The 24,469-nt window shown below is 40.9% G+C and carries 20 protein-coding genes; 14 read left to right on the forward strand and 6 right to left on the reverse strand.

Going from position 1 to position 24,469, the window contains the following annotated elements:
• The first annotated feature begins 29 nt into the window (after positions 1 to 29).
• The 4 genes from F0229_RS10030 (at position 30) to F0229_RS10045 (ending at position 5,215) form a co-directional block, all read left to right on the forward strand.
• Positions 30 to 1,370 carry a TRAP transporter large permease gene (locus F0229_RS10030; protein WP_008215725.1) on the forward strand — a complete coding sequence of 447 codons (1,341 nt, stop codon included), beginning with the start codon at positions 30 to 32 and terminating at the stop codon, positions 1,368 to 1,370.
• 11 nt (positions 1,371 to 1,381) lie between these two features.
• The gene (locus F0229_RS10035; RefSeq protein WP_171732748.1) at positions 1,382 to 2,302 is read left to right on the forward strand and encodes a cache domain-containing protein; all 921 of its coding nucleotides are present in this window, start codon (positions 1,382 to 1,384) and stop codon (positions 2,300 to 2,302) included.
• Between the two features lie 247 nt (positions 2,303 to 2,549).
• Entirely contained in the window at positions 2,550 to 3,122 is a 573-nt protein-coding gene (locus F0229_RS10040) for a malate synthase (RefSeq protein WP_017059967.1), read from the forward strand.
• 485 nt (positions 3,123 to 3,607) lie between these two features.
• Complete coding sequence (locus tag F0229_RS10045; RefSeq protein ID WP_171732749.1) at positions 3,608 to 5,215, forward strand: BCCT family transporter; 1,608 nt, start codon at positions 3,608 to 3,610, stop codon at positions 5,213 to 5,215.
• Between the two features lie 205 nt (positions 5,216 to 5,420).
• On the opposite strand, the gene F0229_RS10050 is transcribed toward F0229_RS10045, so the two are convergent.
• On the reverse strand, positions 5,421 to 6,347 hold the full coding sequence (locus F0229_RS10050; protein ID WP_017064294.1) for a M14 family metallocarboxypeptidase: 927 nt from the start codon (positions 6,345 to 6,347) through the stop codon (positions 5,421 to 5,423).
• A 175-nt stretch (positions 6,348 to 6,522) separates the two neighbouring features.
• Between F0229_RS10050 and F0229_RS10055 the strand changes: the two genes are divergently transcribed.
• On the forward strand, positions 6,523 to 7,428 hold the full coding sequence (locus F0229_RS10055) for a DUF808 domain-containing protein (RefSeq protein ID WP_017059964.1): 906 nt from the start codon (positions 6,523 to 6,525) through the stop codon (positions 7,426 to 7,428).
• 117 nt (positions 7,429 to 7,545) lie between these two features.
• Here F0229_RS10055 and pyrC read toward each other — a convergent pair whose 3' ends face one another.
• The 3 genes from pyrC to F0229_RS10070 all read right to left on the reverse strand — a co-directional run bounded on the left by pyrC (position 7,546) and on the right by F0229_RS10070 (position 11,197).
• Positions 7,546 to 8,574 carry a dihydroorotase gene (pyrC, locus tag F0229_RS10060; RefSeq protein WP_017059963.1) on the reverse strand — a complete coding sequence of 343 codons (1,029 nt, stop codon included), beginning with the start codon at positions 8,572 to 8,574 and terminating at the stop codon, positions 7,546 to 7,548.
• Positions 8,575 to 8,766: 192 nt separating this feature from the next.
• Positions 8,767 to 8,925 (reverse strand): YqaE/Pmp3 family membrane protein, encoded by a 159-nt coding sequence (locus F0229_RS10065; protein WP_017059962.1) that lies wholly within the window; start codon positions 8,923 to 8,925, stop codon positions 8,767 to 8,769.
• 286 nt (positions 8,926 to 9,211) lie between these two features.
• Complete coding sequence (locus F0229_RS10070; RefSeq protein WP_253820985.1) at positions 9,212 to 11,197, reverse strand: DUF823 domain-containing adhesin; 1,986 nt, start codon at positions 11,195 to 11,197, stop codon at positions 9,212 to 9,214.
• 467 nt (positions 11,198 to 11,664) lie between these two features.
• Between F0229_RS10070 and F0229_RS10075 the strand changes: the two genes are divergently transcribed.
• The 7 genes from F0229_RS10075 to F0229_RS10105 all read left to right on the forward strand — a co-directional run bounded on the left by F0229_RS10075 (position 11,665) and on the right by F0229_RS10105 (position 18,926).
• On the forward strand, positions 11,665 to 12,195 hold the full coding sequence (locus F0229_RS10075; RefSeq protein WP_171732750.1) for a hypothetical protein: 531 nt from the start codon (positions 11,665 to 11,667) through the stop codon (positions 12,193 to 12,195).
• 60 nt (positions 12,196 to 12,255) lie between these two features.
• Positions 12,256 to 12,789, forward strand: a complete 534-nt coding sequence (locus F0229_RS10080; RefSeq protein WP_017059959.1) for a hypothetical protein — start codon at positions 12,256 to 12,258, stop codon at positions 12,787 to 12,789.
• The gene (locus F0229_RS10085) at positions 12,789 to 15,590 is read left to right on the forward strand and encodes a CS1-pili formation C-terminal domain-containing protein (protein ID WP_171732751.1); all 2,802 of its coding nucleotides are present in this window, start codon (positions 12,789 to 12,791) and stop codon (positions 15,588 to 15,590) included. Before F0229_RS10080 ends, F0229_RS10085 begins: the two co-directional genes overlap by 1 nt.
• Positions 15,591 to 15,603: 13 nt before the next feature.
• Entirely contained in the window at positions 15,604 to 16,308 is a 705-nt protein-coding gene (locus tag F0229_RS10090; RefSeq protein WP_229647381.1) for a hypothetical protein, read from the forward strand.
• Positions 16,265 to 17,392, forward strand: a complete 1,128-nt coding sequence (locus F0229_RS10095) for a hypothetical protein (RefSeq protein WP_017059956.1) — start codon at positions 16,265 to 16,267, stop codon at positions 17,390 to 17,392. Before F0229_RS10090 ends, F0229_RS10095 begins: the two co-directional genes overlap by 44 nt.
• The gene (locus F0229_RS10100) at positions 17,389 to 18,129 is read left to right on the forward strand and encodes a LysM peptidoglycan-binding domain-containing protein (RefSeq protein WP_171732752.1); all 741 of its coding nucleotides are present in this window, start codon (positions 17,389 to 17,391) and stop codon (positions 18,127 to 18,129) included. The genes F0229_RS10095 and F0229_RS10100 overlap by 4 nt, the downstream gene beginning before the upstream one ends.
• Positions 18,130 to 18,662: 533 nt before the next feature.
• Positions 18,663 to 18,926 carry a hypothetical protein gene (locus tag F0229_RS10105; RefSeq protein ID WP_017062773.1) on the forward strand — a complete coding sequence of 88 codons (264 nt, stop codon included), beginning with the start codon at positions 18,663 to 18,665 and terminating at the stop codon, positions 18,924 to 18,926.
• Between the two features lie 255 nt (positions 18,927 to 19,181).
• Here the strand turns inward: F0229_RS10105 and F0229_RS10110 are convergent, their stop codons facing one another.
• Together F0229_RS10110 and F0229_RS10115 are read right to left on the reverse strand one after the other, a co-directional pair.
• Positions 19,182 to 20,192, reverse strand: coding sequence for a helix-turn-helix domain-containing protein (locus F0229_RS10110; RefSeq protein WP_108110722.1), 1,011 nt, complete (start codon positions 20,190 to 20,192; stop codon positions 19,182 to 19,184).
• Between the two features lie 96 nt (positions 20,193 to 20,288).
• Complete coding sequence (locus tag F0229_RS10115; RefSeq protein WP_171732753.1) at positions 20,289 to 21,254, reverse strand: helix-turn-helix domain-containing protein; 966 nt, start codon at positions 21,252 to 21,254, stop codon at positions 20,289 to 20,291.
• A gap of 269 nt (positions 21,255 to 21,523) precedes the next feature.
• Between F0229_RS10115 and F0229_RS10120 the strand changes: the two genes are divergently transcribed.
• A complete protein-coding gene (locus F0229_RS10120; RefSeq protein WP_017062770.1) occupies positions 21,524 to 22,288 on the forward strand; it encodes an EAL domain-containing protein in 765 nt (254 codons plus the stop codon).
• A gap of 209 nt (positions 22,289 to 22,497) precedes the next feature.
• A complete protein-coding gene (locus F0229_RS10125; protein ID WP_171732754.1) occupies positions 22,498 to 24,369 on the forward strand; it encodes a hybrid-cluster NAD(P)-dependent oxidoreductase in 1,872 nt (623 codons plus the stop codon).
• Positions 24,370 to 24,469 lie beyond the last annotated feature (100 nt).

The following is a 24,469-nucleotide window of genomic DNA, read 5'->3' on the forward strand; positions in this document are numbered from 1 at the left end:
GAGAATAGTCGTAATAGAGAGATGTAATAATGGAATCCTATTTAACTCTAATTTTATTTGGTGGCTTTTTAACGCTGTTAATCCTTGGCGCACCAATCACAGTATCACTGGCTGGCGCTTCGATGGCGGCCTATATGTTGCTCGACAAAAATCCCATCGCTTTAGTACAAATCGCGTTTACCTCGGTGGGTAACTTCCCGCTAATGGCCCTGCCAGCCTTTGTTCTTGCGGGTGCATTAATGGAGGCGGCGGGTATCTCCAAACGTCTGGTGGATATCGCCGAAAGCTTAGCGGGTCCCGTAACAGGTGGCCTTGGCGCAGCAACGGTAATGGCGTGTCTTTTCTTTGGTGCTATCTCGGGTTCAGGCCCTGCAACCACCGCTGCGGTAGGCATGCTAATGGTGCCTGCGATGGTCAAGCGTGACTACGATAAGAGCTACGCATCGGCCGTTACGGCTGCATCCGGAGGCTTGGGGATTATTATTCCACCATCCATTCCTTTGGTTATCTTTGGTATTTCTGCGATGGGCTTAATGGCGCCACCAGAAGCTATTGCTCAACATGGTCAATTCGCTTCTTTATCGATTCCAAAACTGTTTGTCGCAGGCGTTGTGCCTGGTTTCATCATGGCATCGACATTGGTACTGACCAACTATTTCATAGCCAAGCGTGAAGGCTATAAAGGGCTCACTGAAAGTTGGTCATTTGGTGATGTAAGGCATTACTTGCGTCGAGGTTTATGGTCGATACTGGCGCCATTCTTGATTCTAGGTGGTATCTACAGCGGTATGTTCACACCAACAGAATCAGCGGTTGTGGCAATTTTTTATTCGCTGTTTGTGGGTGTATTTATTCACCGCGAATTGTCGTTTAAAAGTGTGATGAAATCTCTATCGACCACGACATGGATCACCGGACGTGTGTTGTTGATCCTCTTTGCAGCAACAGTATTTGGACGCTTGTTGATCGAGCAAAAAATTCCGGTCGTGGTGGCTGAATCATTACTCAGTTTTACCGACAACATGTACATGGTGTGGGCGCTAACCATTACCTTGTTGTTGTTCATCGGCATGTTTATGGAAACCTTAGCGGCGATCATGATCATCGTGCCAGTGTTACTGCCAATCATGTACATGCTGGGCGCTGATCCAACTCACGTGGGCATCGTGGTGGTGTGTACCTTATCGATAGGTTTTGCAACGCCGCCGCTTGGGGAAAATATCTTTGTCGCCTCGGGAATAGGGGGTTCCACGGTTGAACAAATCACCGCGAAGATCCATCCCTTTGTTCTTGCTTCTGTTGTGGGCGTTTTCGTTATCGCTTTCTTCCCACAAATTACGCTTTGGCTACCGTCCTTAGTCGGCTATTAGGAGAGATAACCATGAATTTATCCAGAATCATCCTCATTGGTTGTGCCGTGTTTGCAGTGGTGAGTGGTATTAGTTTACGTGCGGAACACTCTGAAATAGAGAAAGAAGCCAAGCCTGTCAATGTGCTCGATATTTCTGAACCACATGTGGTCAGTAAGGCTGAAAGAAGAGCCAAAACCTTGCTTGCCAAGGCAGTGATACACGTTCAAAAAGAGGGCGACGATAGCGTCAAAGACTTCATGAGTGACCCTGAATATATCGATGGTGAGCTTTATGTGTTTGCGTTGGGCATTGATGGCCAATTCCTTGCCAGCGGCGGCTCGTCAATGGTGTTAGTGGGTGACAGTGTTTTAGATACGCAAGACGTCTACGGTAATCCTTTTTTCCGTGAAATGATCACCAAAGCAGTACACAACGGTTTTGGTGAAGTGAAGTATCACTGGACCAATCCGACCGATCGAATGGGTGAGCCGAAAACGACTTTCTTTGAACGTGTGGGTGATGTGATTGTCGCTGTCGGTTATTACCCTGAACGTTCCAGTGCGGCCGAAGCAAAGAATTTACTGGCGAGAGCGATGACCGCGATAGTGGAGTCAGAACAAGAGAGCCTAAATGAGTTTAATGATGCCGATGGCAGCTTTGTAGAAGGGGATTTGTATGTGTTTGTGATGGATATGAGCTCTGGAAAGTTGCTGGCGCATGGGGTCTCTCCTGAGCTAGTTGGGCGTTCGCACAGCGAGATTCTAAGCCCTGACGATAAGCCAATTCTTACTGAGATGTTGAACCTTGCGAAAGAAAACGGCCGAGGTGTTTACACTTATCGTTGGTTGAACCCGCTGTCGAGTAAAGTCGAAACCAAGCACACGTATTACCGTGTTATCGACAATAAGCTAGTAGGGGTCGGTTATTACACAAATTCAAACAAGACGTAAAAATGAATATTCTATGATCGTAAGTCTATTTAAATTAATGGCTTACGACTCTTTTTACCCCTAAAAATAGGAGTGTGTAAAAAAGCAATTTAGTAAAATCCACACTGTGAAATTTTTGTTGTGAAATTGTGACAAAAATACAAGTAGTATGAAAAACATGGAAACCACACAGTAAAGAACAATTTTGAAAAGGGTCAATTGGGATGTTTGACCTTAATGAAATTTAAAGCCGTACGAGGGATAGACTATGAATATGCTGACACTAGACAAAACAGAACTTCACAGAAACCATTCAACTTTTATTGCTGAAGCTGTCTTTGCCGTCGAAATGGTGAAAGCAGACAAGCAACTCGAAAAGCAGAAAATGGCGAAACAGTTGCTTGATACTCTATTCCCTCTCGAGTCTGGTTCTCACGAAGATGTAGTGAGCTACGAGATTGACTACCGACACGTTCAGGTTTATTTCAAAAACGGTGAACACACAGGTTTGAAACGCGCTAAACACTTTGTAGCTTACACAGGTGATAAATCTAAGCCTTCAGCAATCCTATTCCGTGATGAAAGCGGTACGCACGTTGAAGTGACAATCGGTGCTCGTAAAGGCACTGGCCGCCTGGAGTTGGTTGATATTCAAGATATCCAATTAGAGACGTGCACTACGTTTGGTCAAACTGAGGCCAGCCGTTCTTCTGGCATCCGTCACTGGGTGAGCTTAGTAAAAGGCGATGAAAGTGGCCGCCCGAATGCATCAAGTGAAGACAAAGAGTTCACTGCGAAAAATGGTGAAGACTATAACCTAGGTTTTTGCTTCGCAATCTAACGAACTGTCTTTGAAATGTGCAGTGCTGATCTGTGAGACGCAGCACTGACATTTGAGCACTGATTTCTCTTTTACCTTTGGTAACTTTCCCCGCCCCTATAGCGGGGCTTTTTTATTAGAGCTATAAGTAAATTGGGTGATTATTAAAATTATCGGCAAAAAGTTTGGATGTGATTTTACGGTGCGTCATTTTAATTTAAATTGTTGTATTTGAAGGTTTTTATTTTTTATTTTATTCTGTTTTTATTGGGTTAACTATCACTATCAACGGTGGTTTGGGTGACTATTGAGCTAAAACTCAGTCAAAATGCTTTGAGCTGTGCTATAATGTGCGCCTTGGGATTGAGCCAGTAAGTCCATTTGTCACTAACTATTGTGATTTTTATTGCCTTTTATTTAGGCGGTTCGGCGAGCCAATCAAGTAGTAATTGGATACGGAGAGCGTCCTTATATTCGTTGATTCGGATATGCGAACATCATAATTTATGAGTTTTAAATCAAAAAAATACAGTATTGATTCTACTGACTATCAAGTTGGTCAAGATAACGTCAGTAAATGGGGCATGGATGTCCATAACACAGTCTTCGTAGCCTCAGTAGGCTTATCTCTTCTCTTCATCATCACTCTTCTTGCTCTTCCTCCTGCAGATGCTAAAGCTGCAATTGATTCTATTAAGGGTGCTGTTCTATCAAAGTTTGACTTCCTGTTTATGTGGGGAGCTAACATCATGCTAGCGTTTGCTGTTGTTCTTGCTTTTTCACCGTTGGGTAAAATCCGTTTAGGTGGTGAAGACGCGACGGCGGACTATTCAATGTCATCTTGGATTGCGATGTTATTCGCAGCAGGTATGGGTATTGGACTTATCTTCTGGGGTGTTGCAGAGCCAACAGCATTCTTCACGAACTGGTTCGGAACGCCATTAGACGCAGAACCTTTCACAGCCGCTGGTCGTGAATTAGCACTGGGCGCAACCGTATTCCACTGGGGTTTTCATGCATGGGCTATCTATGGCATGACGGCGCTTTGTCTGGCGTACTTTGTTTATAACAAAGGCTTACCGCTATCAATGCGTTCTGTGTTTTACCCAATTCTGGGTGAGCGTGTGTGGGGCAAAACTGGTGATGTAATCGATGTACTAACCGTACTGGTTACTCTGTTTGGCCTTGCGACTTCATTGGGCTTAGGTGGTACACAAGCAGCAAGTGGTATTAGCCACGTGTTCGGCTTGGAAAACAACATCTTCCTTCAGCAATCTATCATCGTTCTGATCATGGGCTTGGCGATCATCTCTGTACTACGTGGTATGGACGGTGGTGTTAAGTTCCTAAGTAACCTGAACATGGTTATTGCATTCATATTCCTTGGTCTTATCGCTGTATTGAACTTCACAACTGTGCTTGATTCAATGGCAACGGCGGCAACGGGCTATGTGAAAAATATCGTAGCTTTGAGCCAAAGTGCGGGTCGTGAAGACACAACATGGCTGCATGGTTGGACTGTGTTCTACTGGGCATGGTGGGTAGCGTATGCACCTTTCTTCGGTATGTTCGTAGCGCGTATTTCTAAAGGCCGTACGGTTCGTGAATTCCTACTTTGCGTATTGATTATCCCAACATTGGTGACTTCAGCTTGGATGTCTATCTTCGGTGGCGTAGCTATCGAGCAAGTGATTAATCAGGTGGGGCAACTTGGCCTCGACCAAGGCATTACAGACGTATCTCTAAGCTTGTTTTACATGCTAGATGCTTACTCGTTCGGTAGCATTCTGTCTGTTCTCGCAGTCGCGCTGATCATCGTGTTCTTCGTTACAACGTTGGACTCAGGTTCTATCGTTATCGATGGCATGACGGCGGGTGGTAAATTAGAAGTGCCAGTGAAACAGAAAGTCGTTTGGGCGGTTATCTCAGGTGCTATCGCGATGGTGATGCTGTGGATTGGTGGTACTCAATCAATCCAAGCTCTGCAATCTATTACGATTATTGCAGCACTGCCGTTTACGATCATTCTTTTGATTGGTTGTGTGAGCTTGTTGAAAGGCCTACTGACAGAAGTCGGTAAAGGGCAAGAAACGGTTACTCCGGCCACTAAGTAAGTACCTCTAGATAGGAACTTACTCTAATCAGCAGATTCAAAGCTCCCTTGCACCGCGTGCAAGGGAGCTTTTTTATGCCGTAGAAGACATCAGCGAAAGAGAAACAAAAAAGAGCCACAAGTGAGTAGTCATTTGTGGCTCTTTTAGTTCTTGGCTCTTAGTTATTAGTCTAGGTGCCCGGTTCTAGCTATGAGCGGGTTTACGCTTACGCGTTCAATTCGTGCTGAATAACGTAATCCAAAGCACCAACAACAGCAGCAACTTGAGCATCGTTACACTCTTCGTCTGTTACTTTGTCACTGTCTGGGTAAACCTCTGTGGTTGTACCGTACTTACAGTCAGTCACGCCGCCACATAAGCCAAGCTTCTTCATTGGGTAGTTGATCACGCCGTGTTGAGTGACGTCTGAACCAATGATCTTGCCTTCGTCATCCGCAGGCGCAATGTGGGTTACTTTTTCAACTGAAGCGATGACAGCAGCTTGGAATTCAGGTTGTGGGTTTTCAGTATCGCCAACAGTGTAGAAACCGTCTGGGATCATACCTTCGATGTACTCAATGCCATCACGAGCTGCGAGTGCAGGTCGGAATTCAGTTTCATCAGAGTCAGTCGTCTCATGCAGGTCAACGTGAACCAATACTTCTGGCAGAGACGCTACTAGAGCTCGTAGGTTTGCTGATTCTTCTGCTGGCGTACCGTCGTAGAAAGAGCGGTTTGGATCAACAGCATTTGGATTCCAGCGGTTGATCACTTCGTAGCCCCAAGGGCTCACACAAGGTGCGACAACAATGTTGAAGTGCGCCGTGTATTTTTCTGCTTGAGTCGCAGCGAATTTGATCGCGCCATGCACGCCACTGGTTTCGTAACCGTGAACACCACCTGTCACCAGAATCGTCGGCTTTGACTCGTCCCAGTTTTTGCTCTTGATAGCGAAGAGTGGGAAGCGAGCTTCGTCGTAGCTCAGTGCGCCGTATTGTTCGATGTCAAAGCGGTCTGCAAGTGCTTTAATCTTTGGTACAACTTCTTGCTGGTATTCACGCTTAACCGTTCGTTGAGCTAACCATGCTTCACGTTCTGCTTGTTGCCATTTTTGCCCTGGCTTACCAATCGGGTAGGTAGATTCACTTTTCATCTATACTTTTTCTTTTATGTTCGTGAAAGATTAAGACAGATTATTCCTGTCTAACAGAGACAGCAATAGAAAACACAACTTGTGACTTTATTTTTTACAGACTCATAACTTTGATGAGTGAATTGATGGTGTTACATTTTATTGATGGTTCAATTCTTTATAAAGAGACAACAAAATGGCTGGAGCAAGTTTACTAACACTGTTAGATGACATTGCAACCGTGTTGGATGATGTCGCATTGATGTCTAAGGTAGCCGCTAAAAAAACCGCAGGCGTATTAGGTGACGATTTAGCCCTTAACGCCCAGCAGGTATCCGGTGTTTCTGCTGAAAGAGAAATCCCAGTGGTATGGGCGGTCGCAAAAGGCTCATTTAAAAACAAGCTGATTTTGGTTCCGGCAGCACTATTGATCAGTGCATTCATTCCTTGGTTGATCATGCCACTACTGGTGATTGGTGGTCTGTTTCTTTGTTTTGAAGGGGCAGAGAAAATCTTAGAAAAGCTTTTTCCTCATGCTCATCAACACGAAGAGAAAGATGAGGAAAGCAGCTCGGGTGAATCTGTTGAAGAGTATGAGAAGCGAAAGGTCTCAGGCGCAATTCGTACCGACTTCATCTTATCTGCGGAAATCATTGTAATTGCGCTGGGTACCGTAACGGGTACAAGTATCGTGACTCAGATTCTTGTGGTGAGTTTGATAGCGGTTGTGATGACGATTGGTGTTTATGGCTTAGTGGCAGGGATCGTTAAGCTGGATGATTTAGGTTTCTATCTCCAACGCACATCAAATGGGAGTGCCATTAAAACCCGATTGGGTAATGGGTTAGTCGCATTTGCACCAAAGCTAATGAAGATGCTTGCGGTTGTCGGCACGGCTGCGATGTTCTTGGTTGGCGGCGGTATTGTGGTACACAACGTTCCAGCAATTCATCACTTAATTGAACCGATTATTATGGACTTCAGTGGACATACGATTGCGACTGCGGTGGTACCAACGCTATTAAATGGTGTGATTGGGGTTTTATCTGGATTGATTGTCGTTGCTATTTGGACTGCTATCGGAAAAATTCGCGGTAAGTAATCGTTAAATTACTGCTGGGAATAAGACAGTCTTTTATCGAAACAAAAAAGGGTCACCATAATTACTATGGTGACCCTTTTCGCTAAATGGAGGGTGTTTATTTAACAGCCCAAGTGCTTATTTTACAGACCAAGCAATCGCCTCGCCGCCACGGATTGGCACAACGATGTCTGAACCGAAAGGCATCGTTTCAGCAACATTCCACTCTTCTTTAACGAGCGTAATTGTATCTGAGTTACGTGGCATACCGTAGAAGTCTGGGCCATTGTGGCTCGCGAATGCTTCTAGGTTCTCAATCTTGCCTTCTAAATCGAATACTTCAGCGTACAGTTCAACCGCAGCGTGCGCTGTGTAAGAACCTGCACAACCACACGCTGACTCTTTTGCACCTTTAGCGTGTGGTGCAGAGTCTGTACCCAAGAAGAACTTCTTGCTACCGCTTGTTGCTGCTTCAATAAGTGCTAACTGGTGTGTGTTGCGCTTAAGGATAGGTAGGCAGTAGAAATGTGGCTTAATGCCGCCAACCAACATGTGGTTGCGGTTATAAAGCAAGTGGTGAGCAGTAATGGTTGCCGCTACGTTCTCGTTAGCGTTCTTAACGAAAGTCGCAGCATCTGCCGTCGTGATGTGCTCTAGAACGATCTTCAGGTTTGGGAAGTCGTTAACAATTGGTGCTAGAACTGTGTCTAGGAACTCTTTTTCACGGTCAAAGATATCAACATCGTGAGCCGTTACTTCACCGTGTACCAGCAGCAACATACCCACTTCTTGCATTGCTTCGAGTACGTGGTAAATCTTTTGAGCTGAAGTTACACCTGAATCAGAGTTAGTCGTCGCGCCAGCAGGGTATAGCTTCGCTGCTACAACAGCGCCAGATTCTTTCGCTTTACGAATTTCATCAGGTGTTGTGTTGTCTGTCAGGTAAAGTGCCATTAGAGGCTGGAATTGTTCACTTGGCTGCTCTGCCATGATGCGTTCACGGTAAGCAAGAGCCATTTCGGTATCGGTTACCGGTGGGATGGTATTTGGCATGATTAACGCTCGACCATTGTAACGGCTGATATCGCGAACTGTATCTTTTAATACTTCGCCATCGCGTAGATGAACGTGCCAGTCGTCAGGACGAGTAATCGTAAGTTGTGTCATTGAAGGCTCCCACCATTTGAAGTGTTATGTAGTTGGAGCCTAAACTCAGCGAAATCTGTGAAAGCAATCGCTTACGTTTAGGCGACAGGATGATAGTGGAAAAGTACTTTCATTTCATCCTATTTTTAACTCTTCATGGCTAGGAGCTTGTTTTTATGGATATTTTATTCGGTATCTATTTGTTAATAAGGGTTAGCGGGTGGCTACCCACAGACCATGGATCATTCCTGGAACCCAGAAGAAGAAAGTAAGAATGATATTAATCACCAAATCTTTCCCGGCGCCGCGAGCGAAGAACACGCCAACAGGCGGAAGCAGTACACATAAGATGATAATGACGAGTTTGTTCATGATAAATCCTTTTTATTCAATGAAAGTTCAATGCGGTAAACGTGTTCATATTATAGAACGTCTCGAGAGTGTTACTGCATTGCTGCCTTAATGTATCAAGATAGAAAGCTAAACATCTCAAGATACTAGCCTAGTATCAAGTGTTTAATGCCTGCCAGTTCGACTAAAGTTAGATTGGATGTAATAGTGAGGTTTGAGTTGAAATTGTTTAAATTGAAACATAAATAGTGTGCAGTCTAGCGTTAAACTAGTTACGAATAACTAGTTTAACGCTAGCGTCTTAGGATTATTTCCAAAGCTCTAATCCATTTTCGGTATCAACCCAAAGCTCTAATCCATTTAGGTAGCTGTCTCCTGTGGCCCTAAAGCCTGTTAACTGCTCATCTGCGGTTAGAGTATATTCATCGGCATAGTGACCTGAGTAAGATTTGTTACCACAGGTTAACAGTAAGCCACCAGATCTATTATATAGAAAGAGTCGAGACATATCGTTTCCAGACCCAAACTCTGTGGGTCCCCAGAGAGCTCTAACTCTACCTATGTCAGAAACGTTTATTGTATGTTTGGCTCCGCCAGTGCCTCCAATATGAGCACCTCCTACCTGCGAGATAGAATCTACAATAAACCCACAGCCAAACGTCACTTGAGCATTGATACGAGTATCAAATAGATAATCATCACCAATGTCATCACCAAGGAATTTAATTGGATGCCCTGGAGGTGTTTCATCGACGCAAGCAGTAAATCGAACACTCGAATTGACATCATTTGTACTAACAACTCCATCTGCCATGTTTACGGAACGATGATAGCTAATTCCACTTGTTCCTTGGTCACTAGCCCAGTAGTTAACGTCAATTGGCCAGTTGTGATTAGTAAACAAACGGCCACTAGTATTGCCATCATCATATAGGCTTTGAAGTTCCATCGCCGTTGGCAATCGTGCTCCTCTAGCTTGGCACAAGTAATTAGCAGTGTGCCAATCGTGAGAAGCCGTGGTGATACCATTTAAAGCGGTAGTACCGTTACCAACTTGAGGTGTGGCGATGATTTCAGCATCTTTAGTATCTGCGTACATCAACGGTGGTAGGTAGATATTCACTGAGACGATTGGCTCATATGGGTTACCGACGTAACCTTGCAAAATTCCTGTGGCATAGCCCCCTTTTCCATCAGACACAACATAGGACACAGATGTTTCTCCAGGTTGGGTACTAGTGAAATCAAACTCAGTATCATTGAAAAGATTACCATCGTTGTTGGCATCGTTTGGAATTAAGATGGTTGCACCAAAGCTATATATGTCAACGAGATGAAGAGTATCACCGTCAGGGTCACTTATAAGATCCGCAACATTGAACCTTAATTGTTTACCATAAGGAATTTTAGCTACCTCGTCACCAGAGTCTGGATCTATATAACTGATTTTCCTACGAGATTCTGCTGTTGGTGCACTGTTTGTGTCTGTTGAGACCGCGATATCAATACTACCAGCTAACACACTTGAACCATCACTATAGCTATATAGGATGCGTTCTACGCCGCTTGGTATGCCATCTCCTGGGGTGTAATCAATCGTATTAGTTGATGTGTTTGCAATAGCAGTTGAATTTGTCGCATCACCATTAGGCAATGTAACCGTGGTTGCTAATGCATATGTGCTTGTGTCTAGAGAGTACCCCGCGTTCCCAAGCTCTTTAGCGATATCTATTTGTACAGATGTGAAAGAGGAGGTTAGTCCTGAAATCGGTGTAAGTTGCTCAGTTGACTCACCGACAGCCGCACGAACTGTCGCTTCAGCAAAACCATCTCCTGATGTTGCTGAAGTAGCGCTAATACGCGCCTCTCCATAGTTACTATGGGAGCTCATAGCGATGTCAGAAGGTAGCGCAGCGCCAACTCGATAGCGGTAGTCGCACACTTTTGCACTTTGAGCGCTAATGGTGAAGCCATTGGCATTTTGGGATACAACATTACAATCATAGCTATTATTCAAAGACGTAACTGTCGTTAATGTAACTGACGAATCATCAGATGACTCCATATTATTCGACAAATCAACAAAAAAGGTATTTGTGGGAGTGCTTTGACGAATTACATCCTGAGCATAGTAAAGGGTATCTCCTGATGTTGGAGATTCGGGTTTGGAGTTAGTAGTCGCTTCGTCGCTAGATGCACCACACCCAAACAGCGCCAATGATATCGCTACTGACAGGGATAATTTATGAAAAGGTGCGTATGTACTTATTCTCATCATGTATTTAATACTCATTAGTGAATGTTATGGGAATTAAGCAAAGAGAGCACAGCCCATTATTTATTTGCGTATTCTAACAAGGCTAAATCACTTTAAATTAGCACGAGCTAGTATCTGGCACTGGTGAGTGCCTAGTTGACAGCTGGCACTATTAGCAATGATATAAGTTAAAGCTCAAACTGTTATACGTCTCTAGTATTTATATTGAAGTGGGGTTGTTCATGTGAATAACTACTTTTATAAGATAAGACCGAAGGTGGGATCTAATACCAGTTACTAAATTAGCGAATGAGTAACCTAAGGAATTAAATGCCTAGGTTATTTTTTAGGTGAATGGTTTTCTTGCTCAAATATCCACTAGGCATATCGGAGGGTCACTTTTCTTTACTTGCTAACAAAAACGTTTATTTATTGCATATCATACACCCGAAGTTAGCAAGGGGCTAACTAATCATATTATGAATATATCGAAGGAAATAAAAGTGAAAAAACTAACACTTATTACACTGCTATCTGCAATTACATCTGTTCCAGCTTTTTCTGCACCTGGCGATACCTCTACTGGTTCTGCAGTATTCAGCGGCTTTGTTCCTGGTTTTGTAACCAACGGTGACATCCTTGTTACTGGTGCGGGCGGTAGTGAAGACTCTGCTTCTTTTGTTGGTACGTTACAGGTGAACGCTGACGGTACGTTCGAAACAACTAAACCTGTTGTTTTGGAAGCGCATGACTACACGGGGGCTGTGCTTGGGGCTTTAACTCCAGCTAACTGGACGGTATCACAAGTAAATGTGCTTCCAGCTTTAATGGGTGAAGTACAGCCTAACATTGTCGTCGGCGATAACCTTTCAGCGACGGAACTTACTGCAGCTGAATACTTAGCTTCAACTCAACTTTCAACAGGCGATACGATTCAACTGTATGTTGCTAACGATACAGCACACTCAAGTCCAGATGATATTGCTGGTACAGAAGTTATCGTTAACGTTGATATGATTGCAACTTTGCCATAAGAAAAAATCTCATTATTTGACAGGCACTTAATTAATTAAGTGCCTTGTTTTTCGAGGCTGATGAAAATGAATATCTATATAAATTATTTCTTTCTATTATTGCTTGTTATTTTTAGTTTCAATAGCTTTGGCTATGAAAGCTATTCATTTCCAGTAAATACAAAAATAAATAGAGCGAATTTGTATGACTATTCTATAAATGTAGATTTATCTGATGAGTTTATTGCACTGAAGTATGATGGTGAGAACGAAACCTTTCTAAATGGGCGTTTTTATTCTTATATTAGAACGAATATACCAACAAGCTCTGGGGATTCGTTTGAATACAGTTATAACATATCAGAGTTCACTTCTAAATGTGTTTTCAACGATAGCGGTGAGACTATGTATGATGATTTTGTCGATCTCTATATCGATAGAAAACATTACTCTGATATTTCAGATATACCAAACTTTGAATTTAATAATATTAAAAATACTGAATATGAAAACTCTACCAATGAATTTGAATTAGTGACAAATAAAAATATACCGAGTGATGAGCCATTAGATTGCAATGGTCGTATTACGTTCAATGTGGAGCTTCAACTATAATGTTTATTAGACTTTGGTTTGGTTTAAACTTAATTATCATATTTTTCTTGGCCATAATATATAGTTCAAAATCCATCGCAAATATTCCAGATGGATTTGAAGATATGTTTGAAGAGAAGTTGATAAGAATGCCACTAATTCTCTCGGCTGATAACAACAAATTATTCTATTCGGAAGCTTTCATCTCGGGTGATGAAGTAAGAATTCCCACTTCACAAAAACAACTTGTAGCACAAGCATTGGCGAATGAGCTTGGTATTGAGAAAGATGTTAGCGATGCGATGGCAACAACACTGGTGAATGGGGTTGAATCGAGCCTAGATTGTAAAGGTTATCGAAGTGAATGTGGTCTACTACCTGATTTATATGATTTTGTTTATGTGCCAGATAGCCAATCATTGATTATTCATGTTAACTCACAATTCTTAACTGAGATAATAGAAGAGTCAGAAATAAAATTTGTAAAAGAAGAGATCGATCAAAACGCGATCATTATGTCACATGGTTTGAATCTATCTGGTTCTTATAGCGACAACACTGATTATACATCGTCTTATTCTTATCAACATGAAAATTATGCAGGTTTTGGCAAGTATGGCTATTTGCATAATGATCTAAACTTTAGTGATGTCAATGGTTTCAGTTCGGATGACTCATCGTATAACTATATTGGTGGTAATACTCGTTTCTCTGTCGGGTATAAATACCAAGAACGCTCTTGGAATAGTACTCAGTTTTTAGAAAATGGCAGCAAAACTTCTGGTTACATGTTGTCGATTGGATCGACGAGAGAGCTAGTAAAAAAATCATCTCCTAATTCTAGACGAGTATATTTGAACATTTCAAGAGCTGGTCGACTAGAAATTAATGATGATAGAGGCCGTGTTCTATTAAGTCGTAATGTGGATGCAGGGCAAGAATACTTTGACTATAACGAGCTACCATCTGGTACTTATACTGCGACAATTCGAATATTTGATGGCAGTGAAGAGTTTTACACAGAAGATAGGTTGATAGTCAATACAAGCTCTTCGTCGATTAAAACCGGCGAACTAGATTATCATATTACAGCCGGTTATTTATCAAGAGACCTGACGAATACGGGACTAGAGGACGATTTTGACCAGAAATCCATCAACTTTGCTTATGATAATTATGAAAGTCCAATGTTCACCAATGGGAAATTGAGCTATCAAGTTACGGATTTTTTTGCACTGGGTGCAGGTTCGTTTATTACAGGGGAAGATAATTATAATTATGTTGGTGGTCACTTATCTTTAGGGGAAGTGTCCAGAATATCGGCAGTAACAGGATTATTTGACGATGGATCTAGTTTTTATAATTTTGATGTGGGGATTTATAACTTAAGTGTATCTTACACAAAATTTGATAGTGAAAATGATAATAGTATTGGAGATATTAGTTTGTCTCAACTTTTATTCAGTAACTCGAACTATACATCATTATCAGTAAATTACAACAAGTACTTAACGAGAAATATATCATCATATATATCGGGTATATTAACAAAAAACCAATATAAAGATTTTAGTAATGGTTATAATAATGAATCAGAAAGTTGGTCTGCAAGAAGTGGCGTGCAGATATCATCATTACCACTTGACTCAAAGGTGAACTTAGAGTTATCAGCAAGTGAATCGAGCGATATAAATTATGGTGTTATGGCCTCAATAATTATTCCAATAGGCCAGGAAAACACATACACACATAGTACACAAGCACAAATAGATGATAGTGGTGATGTTGCGCTATCGCATAGAGATACAGTCTCAAGTAGTCTAATTAACAGAAACAATCTAAATGTATCAAGCTCTGCGGGACTTTATTATCAAGATTCTACTGAAGACCAAAGCAGTGCCGATTTATCATTGTCTGCAAATTATAAGAATAAACATATTGACTCAAACTCTTATGCCTATATCAATTCAAGTAGTAATACAAGTGTTTCTGCATATATTGGTACAAGTAATATCATAACTTCTCAAGGAATAGAGTTTACGAGTGAAAAGTCATCTTCTTATTTTATTTCGAATAATGATACAGGGGAACTGTCTTCGGATGGAAAATTCTTGGCGGTAGTTAACTCCGAGCAGAATGGAAAACAAAGCAATGCTTATGTTAGTGGAGATGCTTTGACGGTATATCCATTAAAAGAGTTCTATGAATATGAATTCAAGCTTGATACGGAAGCCTCTGATTTTTACAACAATGGTGAGTCTTATACGTCGGCTACTAGTTATCCAGGAACTGTTATCCGTTTGGATACGTCGTTGTCTGAGTTGAAATCATTTATATCGACGTTTAGTGATATAAATGGAAATCCAATAGACGGAGTTGAATGTATCGGTGGAGGTTGTGTTTCTACTGACAAGCTTGTTGAAGGTGTGTATCAATTTAAGGTGAAAGATAAACAACCTTACAAAATTATATCTAAGGCAAATCAATGTGTAATACCGGAGTTATCATCGGTTAATAATTTGAATTTAGGTAATAACTTCTGTATGCCATCATTCGAAGAAAATAGTGAAGGTTATCAGATAGCCCTAGTTGATGGTGTTTATTATTACTACTTAGGGCAATACAAGGATAGTAATATTGTATTGAACTATCAGAACAAACTGAACAACTCAGGTGTTGAAATTATAAACAAAAAGCTTGGCGGTTATTTGTATATATTCGCTAAGTCTCCTGAGCAACTAACTACGGCAAACAAACTGTATGTTGATGAACTCATTAATTATGCAGTTCATATGGAGATGACGCCATATGCTTATAACTAACATAGAGAAAATTATGCAACGTGTAATATTTACTTCGATACTATTAATGACGACCTCTTTTAGCCATGCATTTAGCATAGATAAAATGCTTCTTATAGCTGGAGAAGATGGTAATGGAGTTTTTACTCTGACTAGTTCGAAAACTGAACCTGAATATATAAAAGGTAACGTTAGCCAAGTAAAGGTTGAAAACGGAGAGTTAGAAAAGGTAGAGCTAACAAAAGATAATTTACCTTTATGGGATCTTGCGCTATTACCCAATAAACTGATATTAAATCCGGGGGAAAGACGTCGTGTATCAGTAAAGAATTTATGTCAGGTTAATTGTGATGATTTAGAGAAGGACAAAGTTTATCAAGTGACTTTCATGCCTAGCGTTATCGATGGAGATAAAAAAGAAAGTATAATTGGTATTAATTATGGTTATGCTCCTTATTATATTGTACCTGCAAAAAATACTAATGTTGACTACAAAGTTAAATATAACGGTTCAGAAGTTTATGTGGAAAATAATGGTAACACATTTTTCTACATGCAGTTTGATAACTGTAAACCGAATTCTGTTAGTAACAAATGTAAACAAACTAATACAATACTATCTGGTCGAAAGAAAACCATAAAATTAGCAGAAGGCCTGCAAAATGTCGATTCGTTATCCGTTAAGGTAGCCAACCATGATTACAGTTATAACAAAAATATCACTATTAAAAAGAAATAGCCTAATTAGTATAGCGCTATTATTCACGGCTTTAGATAGTAGCCATGCTGCAGATGTATACGGAACGATTACAGCAAACAACTCTGTGGTTTGGAACAATGCGGCGCCAAATAGTTATTTCGGTAGTGAAGCTATATCTCCATCTGCATGGACGATAGCGCAAGAGCAACCAACGGCAGAGTGGTATCCCGCAACGATGGATAACCAACCAGTTAATAACGTTAGCTTTGTTAATCATTCTACAGGCGAAAGTTTTAACACCAGCCTGGAGTTGTTAGGCGTTGAGTACAATTTGGGTAGCTCGGCTAGTTATTTCACATCAAAAGACTACGGGTCAAATGTGGGAATGGGAGTTGCCAATGAGTGTGCAGCTACAAATATAAGTGGTTCGAGTGCGAAAGTGGGCCAAGAGTCGACTTTGTGTGTGTCGCGAATGGGTTACACAGCAACAAGCCGAATAGAGCCTTTTAAGTTTTATCGACCTGCTTTCGCTTTGCCTAATATCAGTAATGATGTGTTCGCAGCCCCTGTTGGATCTGGAACTTTTACGGCATCAATTAACCTTTCACCCACTTACTTTTTTACAAGTCAAACCGGTACGATGACTTATACCAGAGTGCCGGAGACGTTAATTATCACGATTGATTATCAAGCTGCGATCCTTGAATCATTAACGGTACTTGGAGACGGGAATATTGAACCCCAGTATGATACTGCAACAAAAAGGATCTCTGGTACAACGAGGTATGATGTTAGCTTGTTAGGGACTTTACCTACAGGCGTTATTATGACATTTAGCCCTACGTCAGGTGACTATGAGCTTACAAATATTGATAACTCGCTAGAAAAGATACCCTACACAATCACGTGTGCCATTGGCTGCGAAAGCCCTGACAAGGTGATTGTCCAAGACGGAGTACTTAATACCGCATCTTTTCCTGATTCAGAAGTGATTACAGTGAATGGAGAAGGTAGTAACAAAGTTGATGTAGCATACGATGTTAGTTTTGATGTCGATGGAAATGCACTCAGTTCAGGTAATTACCAAGGGTCGTTTAATGTTGTTTATGAGGTGAACCTGTGAACCGACTAATTAATAATATTTGTTTTATGTTTCTAGTACTAACCAGCGGTGCATCGGTTGCTGAGAAGCCAACTGCTCATATTTTGGGGGTAGGGGCAAACTATGGCTATAATTTTGATGGAGATATGTATGAAAATTCTCAATCTTTTTATTTTCTCTACCAATATAACCGACTTCAATTGAATCTAGGTATAAAGCACTACAAGTTATTGGGTGATTCAGAGTACATACCTGACCTTGATTTGCTCTATAGTATACATGATGGTGATACTCTTGATTTAAAGGTAGGAGTTGGAATCGAAGACAAATACCCAACAATAGAGTACCTTGCTCAGTATGCTTTGAATGAATATTTCGGTGCGAGTATCGCACTTAATCAAACGTTGAATGATGATTTTGGGCAAAATCAACGAGAAGCCGTGGTTGGATTATCTTATTATTTCAATGACAGCAAGCGTAAGATTGAGTCTGATCAAGTTGAACCTCGCCCTTCTTCGCTTGAAATTACAAAAGCTCCGGATTGCACATCTGACCCAGATGATATGGACTGTGATTTCGATACTATGTCTAACAGTATATCCGAAGTTGCTGTTAAGCCGACATTACCTTATGTCGTACAAGAAGGTGATTGGTTATATGAACTACGTAGAAAGTTCGGCTTCGATTTAGAAGAGATCATTGAGAGTAATGATATTGAAAATCCTGATTTGATCATTCCTGGCCAAGTATTAGAATAAGCTCTTACCGGTAACCTGATCAATATTAAAGTATTACTAGACCTATTTCTTATAAGGTATGGTGATGCTTTTTTTTTGCACTCGATTAAATCTGTCTAACTATTCATCTATGAGCTTACATAGCTTACGTTGATGTGAATAATCAAGTGTTGCCAAGAATCATGGTTTACATTCCAGATCTTAGGTTCAGGTATTAAATATTACGAAGTTAGATAAAATTTAATTCTCTTAATGTAAAACCATTAAACTACTATGAAGACTTGCAAGATATGTATTAGCGTTTTACTCTTCGGTCTCTCCCTAAGGTTTAACTGCCATCAAATAGCTAACCAGCGCATAATATGTATAAGTCTGGTGAATTGATGTAGCTGTATCCATGCTATATTATGATTATTATGAATGGACTTTTCTGAACAAATTAATGTTTACAAATCTAACATCACGGATGCAAGAGTGGCTGGTAGGCATTAGACTTCTTTTTTCCTGCGAATAAGCTAAACTCTCATATGTAACCAATTACATTTGAGGTGTTTATGAAGTCGTTTGTCAATATTAAGGTCGTTTTATGTTCGTTTTTATTTTTTGCAACCTCAGCGATTGCTTCTATTAGTGCTGATGATGTCACGTTTTCAGGCCGAGTCGATGGAGATATACGAGCAATTTATTCTGACAAAAGTCTAACGAATGTGGATGGCATGCAAAACACGAAAGCTGTAAGAGGCATGACTCAGAGCAGTTATGTAACATTACTAAACAATGAAGTAGATGATGTAATTGTTCGTGAGGTTGACATGTAGTCAAGCGAACATAGCATATTAGATTCTAACTTTTTACCATATGCTTTGATACTCAATCGCTTAATTACATAGTATATAGATTGTGCTGATAATTTAAGTGGGAAAATAATGAGGTATATTGGTTCAATAATATCGAATACGAATGTCAAAACTGTAGAGCTGTGTTTTGAAAGATTGAAGCAAGCAGGAGTTCATCCATCAGAACTATCTTTCGATGGATTGGTACTCCTGTTAATGTGCGCGGAAAGAGACCGCTTAGCAACACTGAGAGCTAATTGAGCATGGGTTTGAACAGGTTTGACAGCCTGTAAGCAAGTTCAAGAACTCGGGTTGAGTAAATAGCTGGCTTGTTTTTATGTGCATTAAAGCTTTAGAATAATAGTGTTTACCAATTTTGATTGCACCGTTGGTTGATTTTTTCTCGTACGAAACAACAGAAAATCCCATTTTTTCGAGTACTTCTGCTGAGCTCTTTATAGCAACTGTTGTGTAGTAGTCGGTAATGTTAGCGTGTTTTGCTAGAAACCTGAATTCTCTATTTAATTGTAGACGAAAAGGTCGCTCGTACAGCGAATGCTGGCTCACCGCAAAATAAGCTAATTTTCGGCTTTTATTATAAGGAACGGTTTTTCTTAAATCTATTTCATCAATCGACTTTTGAGAAAGTGTTTCAATTTCGGAGATCATACCTTCAGTCGTGAATATAGTGCCTATGTTATGTCCTAATAGCTCCCCTGTGACGCTGTCGACATATTTATAGGCAATGAAACGTTTTTCATTGCAATAGTTTAAAAAATCGATTTTATAGAGTCCATGCTTAATATTCTCATCAGAGGTTTTCTCATGAAAAACAAGTACAGAATTTACAATCTCACTATCATTAGAATTTCCAATCGGATATTCACAAACAGGATTGTGTTCGATCATCGATGTTGACTGATAATTTGCTCTGGCGATCAAGTTATTTAAACTACGGTATTTCTCTTCCATCAGAGTATTGAATTGATCAACTCTATTTTTAGAACTAGGGTCTTGATGTTGTAAATGACTAACTTTAGATAGATAAGGCTCAAGATCGTTGGTAAATTCTCGCAAAACACGAATACTACGGCTAAGAGTTGGTTTAGTTGTTCCTCTTTCCCATCGACTAAGTGTAACGGTATCAATATTCGATAGATCTCCTCCGAGTAAGTTGAGCTTTGTAGCTGCTTGACTTTGTGTTAGTTCATTCGCGATTCGATATTTTTTTAAGTATTCGCCAAACACAGTAGTTTTCTCCAATCTTTTGCATAAGGCGAAGTATTATTATGTGTAGAAACTTAAGATGGTAGGCATCTTAATTTAAAGGCTGTTTGGCTATGCCTAATGATTTTTGATTGAGTATTGGTTATCCCACTGGGTTGTTTTTATGAGGGTTATTATTTCGGGTTGAGAAAGAAGTGTCGCTGTATCAATTTCGTATAAGCAATGTTCGAATGAGCGGTTGCCTAATTTAAAACCTCCTTTTTCTGACTCAATATCAAATGCTATTTTCTTAAATCCAAGTTGCTCTAAAATTTGTCCGCTTTCAGGCCATGCATTAAAGAAATAATAACGTTGAACATTTGAATAGTGAATTAGGTTTATAAATTGAGAAACTAACATACATCGAAATATCTGGAAATTAGAAGAGTAACGATTATAATTACAAACCGATAACTTAGTCGAATTTTTATAACTGACAGATTTTGTCAGGTCGATATCAATGATTTTTGAATGAGTAACTTTGTCAAAATAGTCACTTTCGAATATAAAACTAAGTGAGTGACCTACCAACTGCCCGCTTTCTGTTATAAATCTTTTTAAAATAGCTCGTTTGTTTTGTTGGTAGTCATATAGATTAATGTCGAAAAAACCCTTCGGTGTATGGATGGCTGTTTCGTAAAAGATTTTAAGGCTAGATAGTATCTCGTCATCATCTTTCAAAAGAAGTGGCATCTCAGTAATTAAAGCTGATTGTGGCTCTTGTGGCTCTTGTGGCTCTTCATAACTTAATGATGAAAGCTTCGTTACCCTGTTATTAAAACGAAGTTGTTCAATCTCGTCTAGTAGCTTTGTTTCGTTTGGATTAGGTATTAATTCATAAAAGTCACTCAGGTCAACCTGTAAACAACGCAAGATTCTTAGGCATTTTGCAAGTGTTGGTTTGGTTTTTCCTCGTTCCCAACGACTGAGAGTTACCACGTCTACAGAGCGAAACTCTTCATTTGCAAGGTTTAACTTAACAGCAAGCTCACTCTGAGTAAGACCTAGTGAGACTCTCAATTCCTTTAAATAGTCACCAAACATACATTATCCCTAAGCGTAATTTGATCTAATTGAAGTATAGTCATCTATGATAGTTTATGGCGTTTTTAATAACCTATCTAAAAGTAACAGACTCGAGATTACCGTTTTGAAACGGCATTGTGTATTTGTACAGGAGTTCGTTTAACTACTTATGCAGTTTGTCTTCACGGTTAAGAAGTAGGCATGTAAAGCTACATATGATTTGTTCATGCTAATCCTTGCTAGTTATTGATCTGTAGTATGGATTAATCACAAAAAGAGGTTTGTTTATGAATACGAATATGTTGTCTGAAAATTTACAAGCCGAAGCACTTATTGACGATGTTAATCAGGGATTGTTTTATCCTGTTTTTCAACCGATAACTAATGGCAATGGAACTGTCGGTGCTGAGGTTTTGTTACGTTGGGAAAAAGGGCACGATGTTGAATCGTCAATTCGCTGTCTGTTAGACTCTAAGAAGATTGCATGGTTTACTCAAATATTCTTGTTAAGAGTGTCCGAGGAATTATTGTCTCAGAAGAAAATGATTGATTTTCTGACTATTAATATCTCCCCTGATCACGTTTTAAGTTTCACTTTTCTACGTGATATTTCCCCAATTTGGCAAGCATGCAACAAGTTAGGTATAACCTTATGGATTGAGCTTACTGAGAATGAACAATACCCGGTTGGCATTGACGAGAAAAGGATGATGTCCCAGTTTGGAGTATGTCGTGGTCTTGGAATTAAAATCGCGATAGACGACTATGGCAGTGGTTATAACACTGGTGAAGCACTGATTAGGGTTGTTAAACCGAACATAGTGAAAATAGATCGGTCGTTAATGAGAAACCGGAGTGATAATTCGACCTTTTGGGAGCGTCTTAGATTTTTAGCTCGGAAGTATCAGATTGAATTGTTATCTGAAGGTATAGAAAACCATGAAGATTTACGTTTTGCACAATCGCAGGGCATAGATTATTTTCAGGGCTATCACTTAGGCAAACCTGGCTCATTGAGTCAATTGTCGAAACAAGGTGCAGCATATTGCTGATCTACTTAAAAATAGCGTGAATAAATTCGGGTTACTTTTAGTGTGTAAAGCATCATCGTTAGTTTCAAGAGTTTTAGGTTTGCCGGAACATAATGCCATTCTATTAGTTTAATCATGCCTACTTAGTATCAAGTGTTTAATGCCTGCCAGTTTATCTATTTATAACCATTTGTTAGCATTGGGACAAACAACAAAACATTGGAATCGTTATGTCGCAGTCACCTTTGGATCAAAAGGCTTTGGAGCAAGAGCTTTCAGGTCAACAGCCCTCCTTATCTCAAATTAATGTGTTTCCGGTTAAATCAGTAGGTGGGATTGCACTCTCTTCTGCTTGGGTCGAAAAACAGGGCCTTACCTTCGACAGACGTTTTATGTTGGCCTTGGCTGACGGCTCAATGGTGACGGCGCGTAAGTACCCTAAAATGGTCAAGGTGTCTTCTAGCTTGCAGCCAGACGGTTTGATTTTTACTTACGAAGGCAAAGAACCGCTGCGCCTAAAATATGCAAACTTCAAGATGCAAGAAGCGCCTGCAACAGTGTGGAAAGATAGCTTCACTGCGTATACCACCAACGACGAGGCGGATGATTGGTTTAGCGATGTGCTTGGTGTTCGCGTAGAACTTCTGTTCTGTGGTGAGCAATCTAATCGTGTTCGAGAAAAGCTTGGTCAGAATGTCAGTTTCGCCGATGGTTACCCGATGTTAATCATCAGCCAAGCTTCGCTTGATGAGTTGAATCGCCGTAGTCCTGAAACGCATTCCATGGATCAGTTCCGCACCAATTTTGTCGTCTCAAACACTGAAGCGTTTGCTGAAGATGGTTGGAAGCGCATTCGAATTGGTGAGGTTGAATTCGAAGCGGTGAAGCCTTGTGAGCGCTGTATCCTAACGACAGTCGATGTTGAGAGCGGCGAATTCAGAGCAACAAAAGAGCCACTCAATACCTTTTCTACGTTCAGAGCCAATGAACGTGGTGGCGTTTTCTTTGGTCAGAACCTTGTGGCGAAAAATGAAGGTCTGGTGAAAGCGGGTGATGTGGTTGAGGTACTTGAAACCAAAGAGAAAGAACACTACGAAGACTCTTGGGTCGAGTCACTGCACTTAACTTGCGTCGAGCGTGAAGAGATCGCTCGCGACTTCACAACCTTTTGGCTAGAGCCAGCGAAAGAGAACAATTTATTACCAAGCTATCAGCCGGGGCAGCATCTACCGATTGAAATGGTGATTAATGGCGAGAAAGTGTCTCGTCGTTACACGTTATCTTCTAGCCCTTCACGCGCAGGTCGTTTGGCGATTTCCGTGAAGCGAGTGGACGATGGTCAAATCTCAAACTGGCTCAATGATCACTTCCAAGTCGGTGACACGCTAGTTGCTCAGAATCCAGATGGCGCATTCTACTTAGAAGATAACCCAACACATCCATTACTGCTGTTATCAGCGGGAAGCGGCATCACCCCTATGTTGTCGATGCTTCGTTACTTAGCCGACCATGGTCAGATTGATGATGTGGTGTTCTATCATCAATGCAGCAGCGAAGAAGATATCCCTTATCAAGCTGAGATTGATAAGATCGCCAGTGAGCACGCGGGTCTTCGTGTGATCTATTCATTAAGCCAACCAACCAAAGAGTGGGATGGTTTGTCTGGGCGTTTGAGTGTGTCTCATGTCGCCAAAATTGAGGACCTTCATAAGCGCCAAGCATTCGTGTGTGGCCCTGACGGCTTTATGGATAATGCCAAGAAATTGCTGATTCAAATGGGGCTGAATCCTCAGCATTATCATCAAGAAGCGTTTGGTGTTGCTCAATCAACGGAAGAAGCGGTGAAGCAACTGCAGTTGAGCGTTAACGGCTACCTGTTCGAAGGCAACAACCAATCAACACTACTAGAGCAAGCTGAGTCGGCAGGTGTGTCTATCGCATCAAGCTGTCGCGCGGGTTTCTGTGGTGCTTGTAAAGTGACCCTTGAGTCTGGGCAAGTTCATCAACCTGATGTACCGGCGTTGCAAGAGCATGAACGCAACATGGGGCAAATACTGGCGTGTTGCAGTGTGCCTCAAACTGATATCGAAGTTGTAGACTAACTCGGTAGGTCGGAAGGCTAGAAAGAAAAGCACATTGAATAGAAAAGGCCGGAAGTTCACTGAAATGAACTTCCGGCCTTTTTGATTCTAAGATTAATTC

It is taken from the genome of Vibrio sp. AIC-3 (genome assembly GCF_013114515.1).
In the GTDB taxonomy this organism is placed as follows: Bacteria; Pseudomonadota; Gammaproteobacteria; order Enterobacterales; family Vibrionaceae; genus Vibrio; species Vibrio crassostreae_C.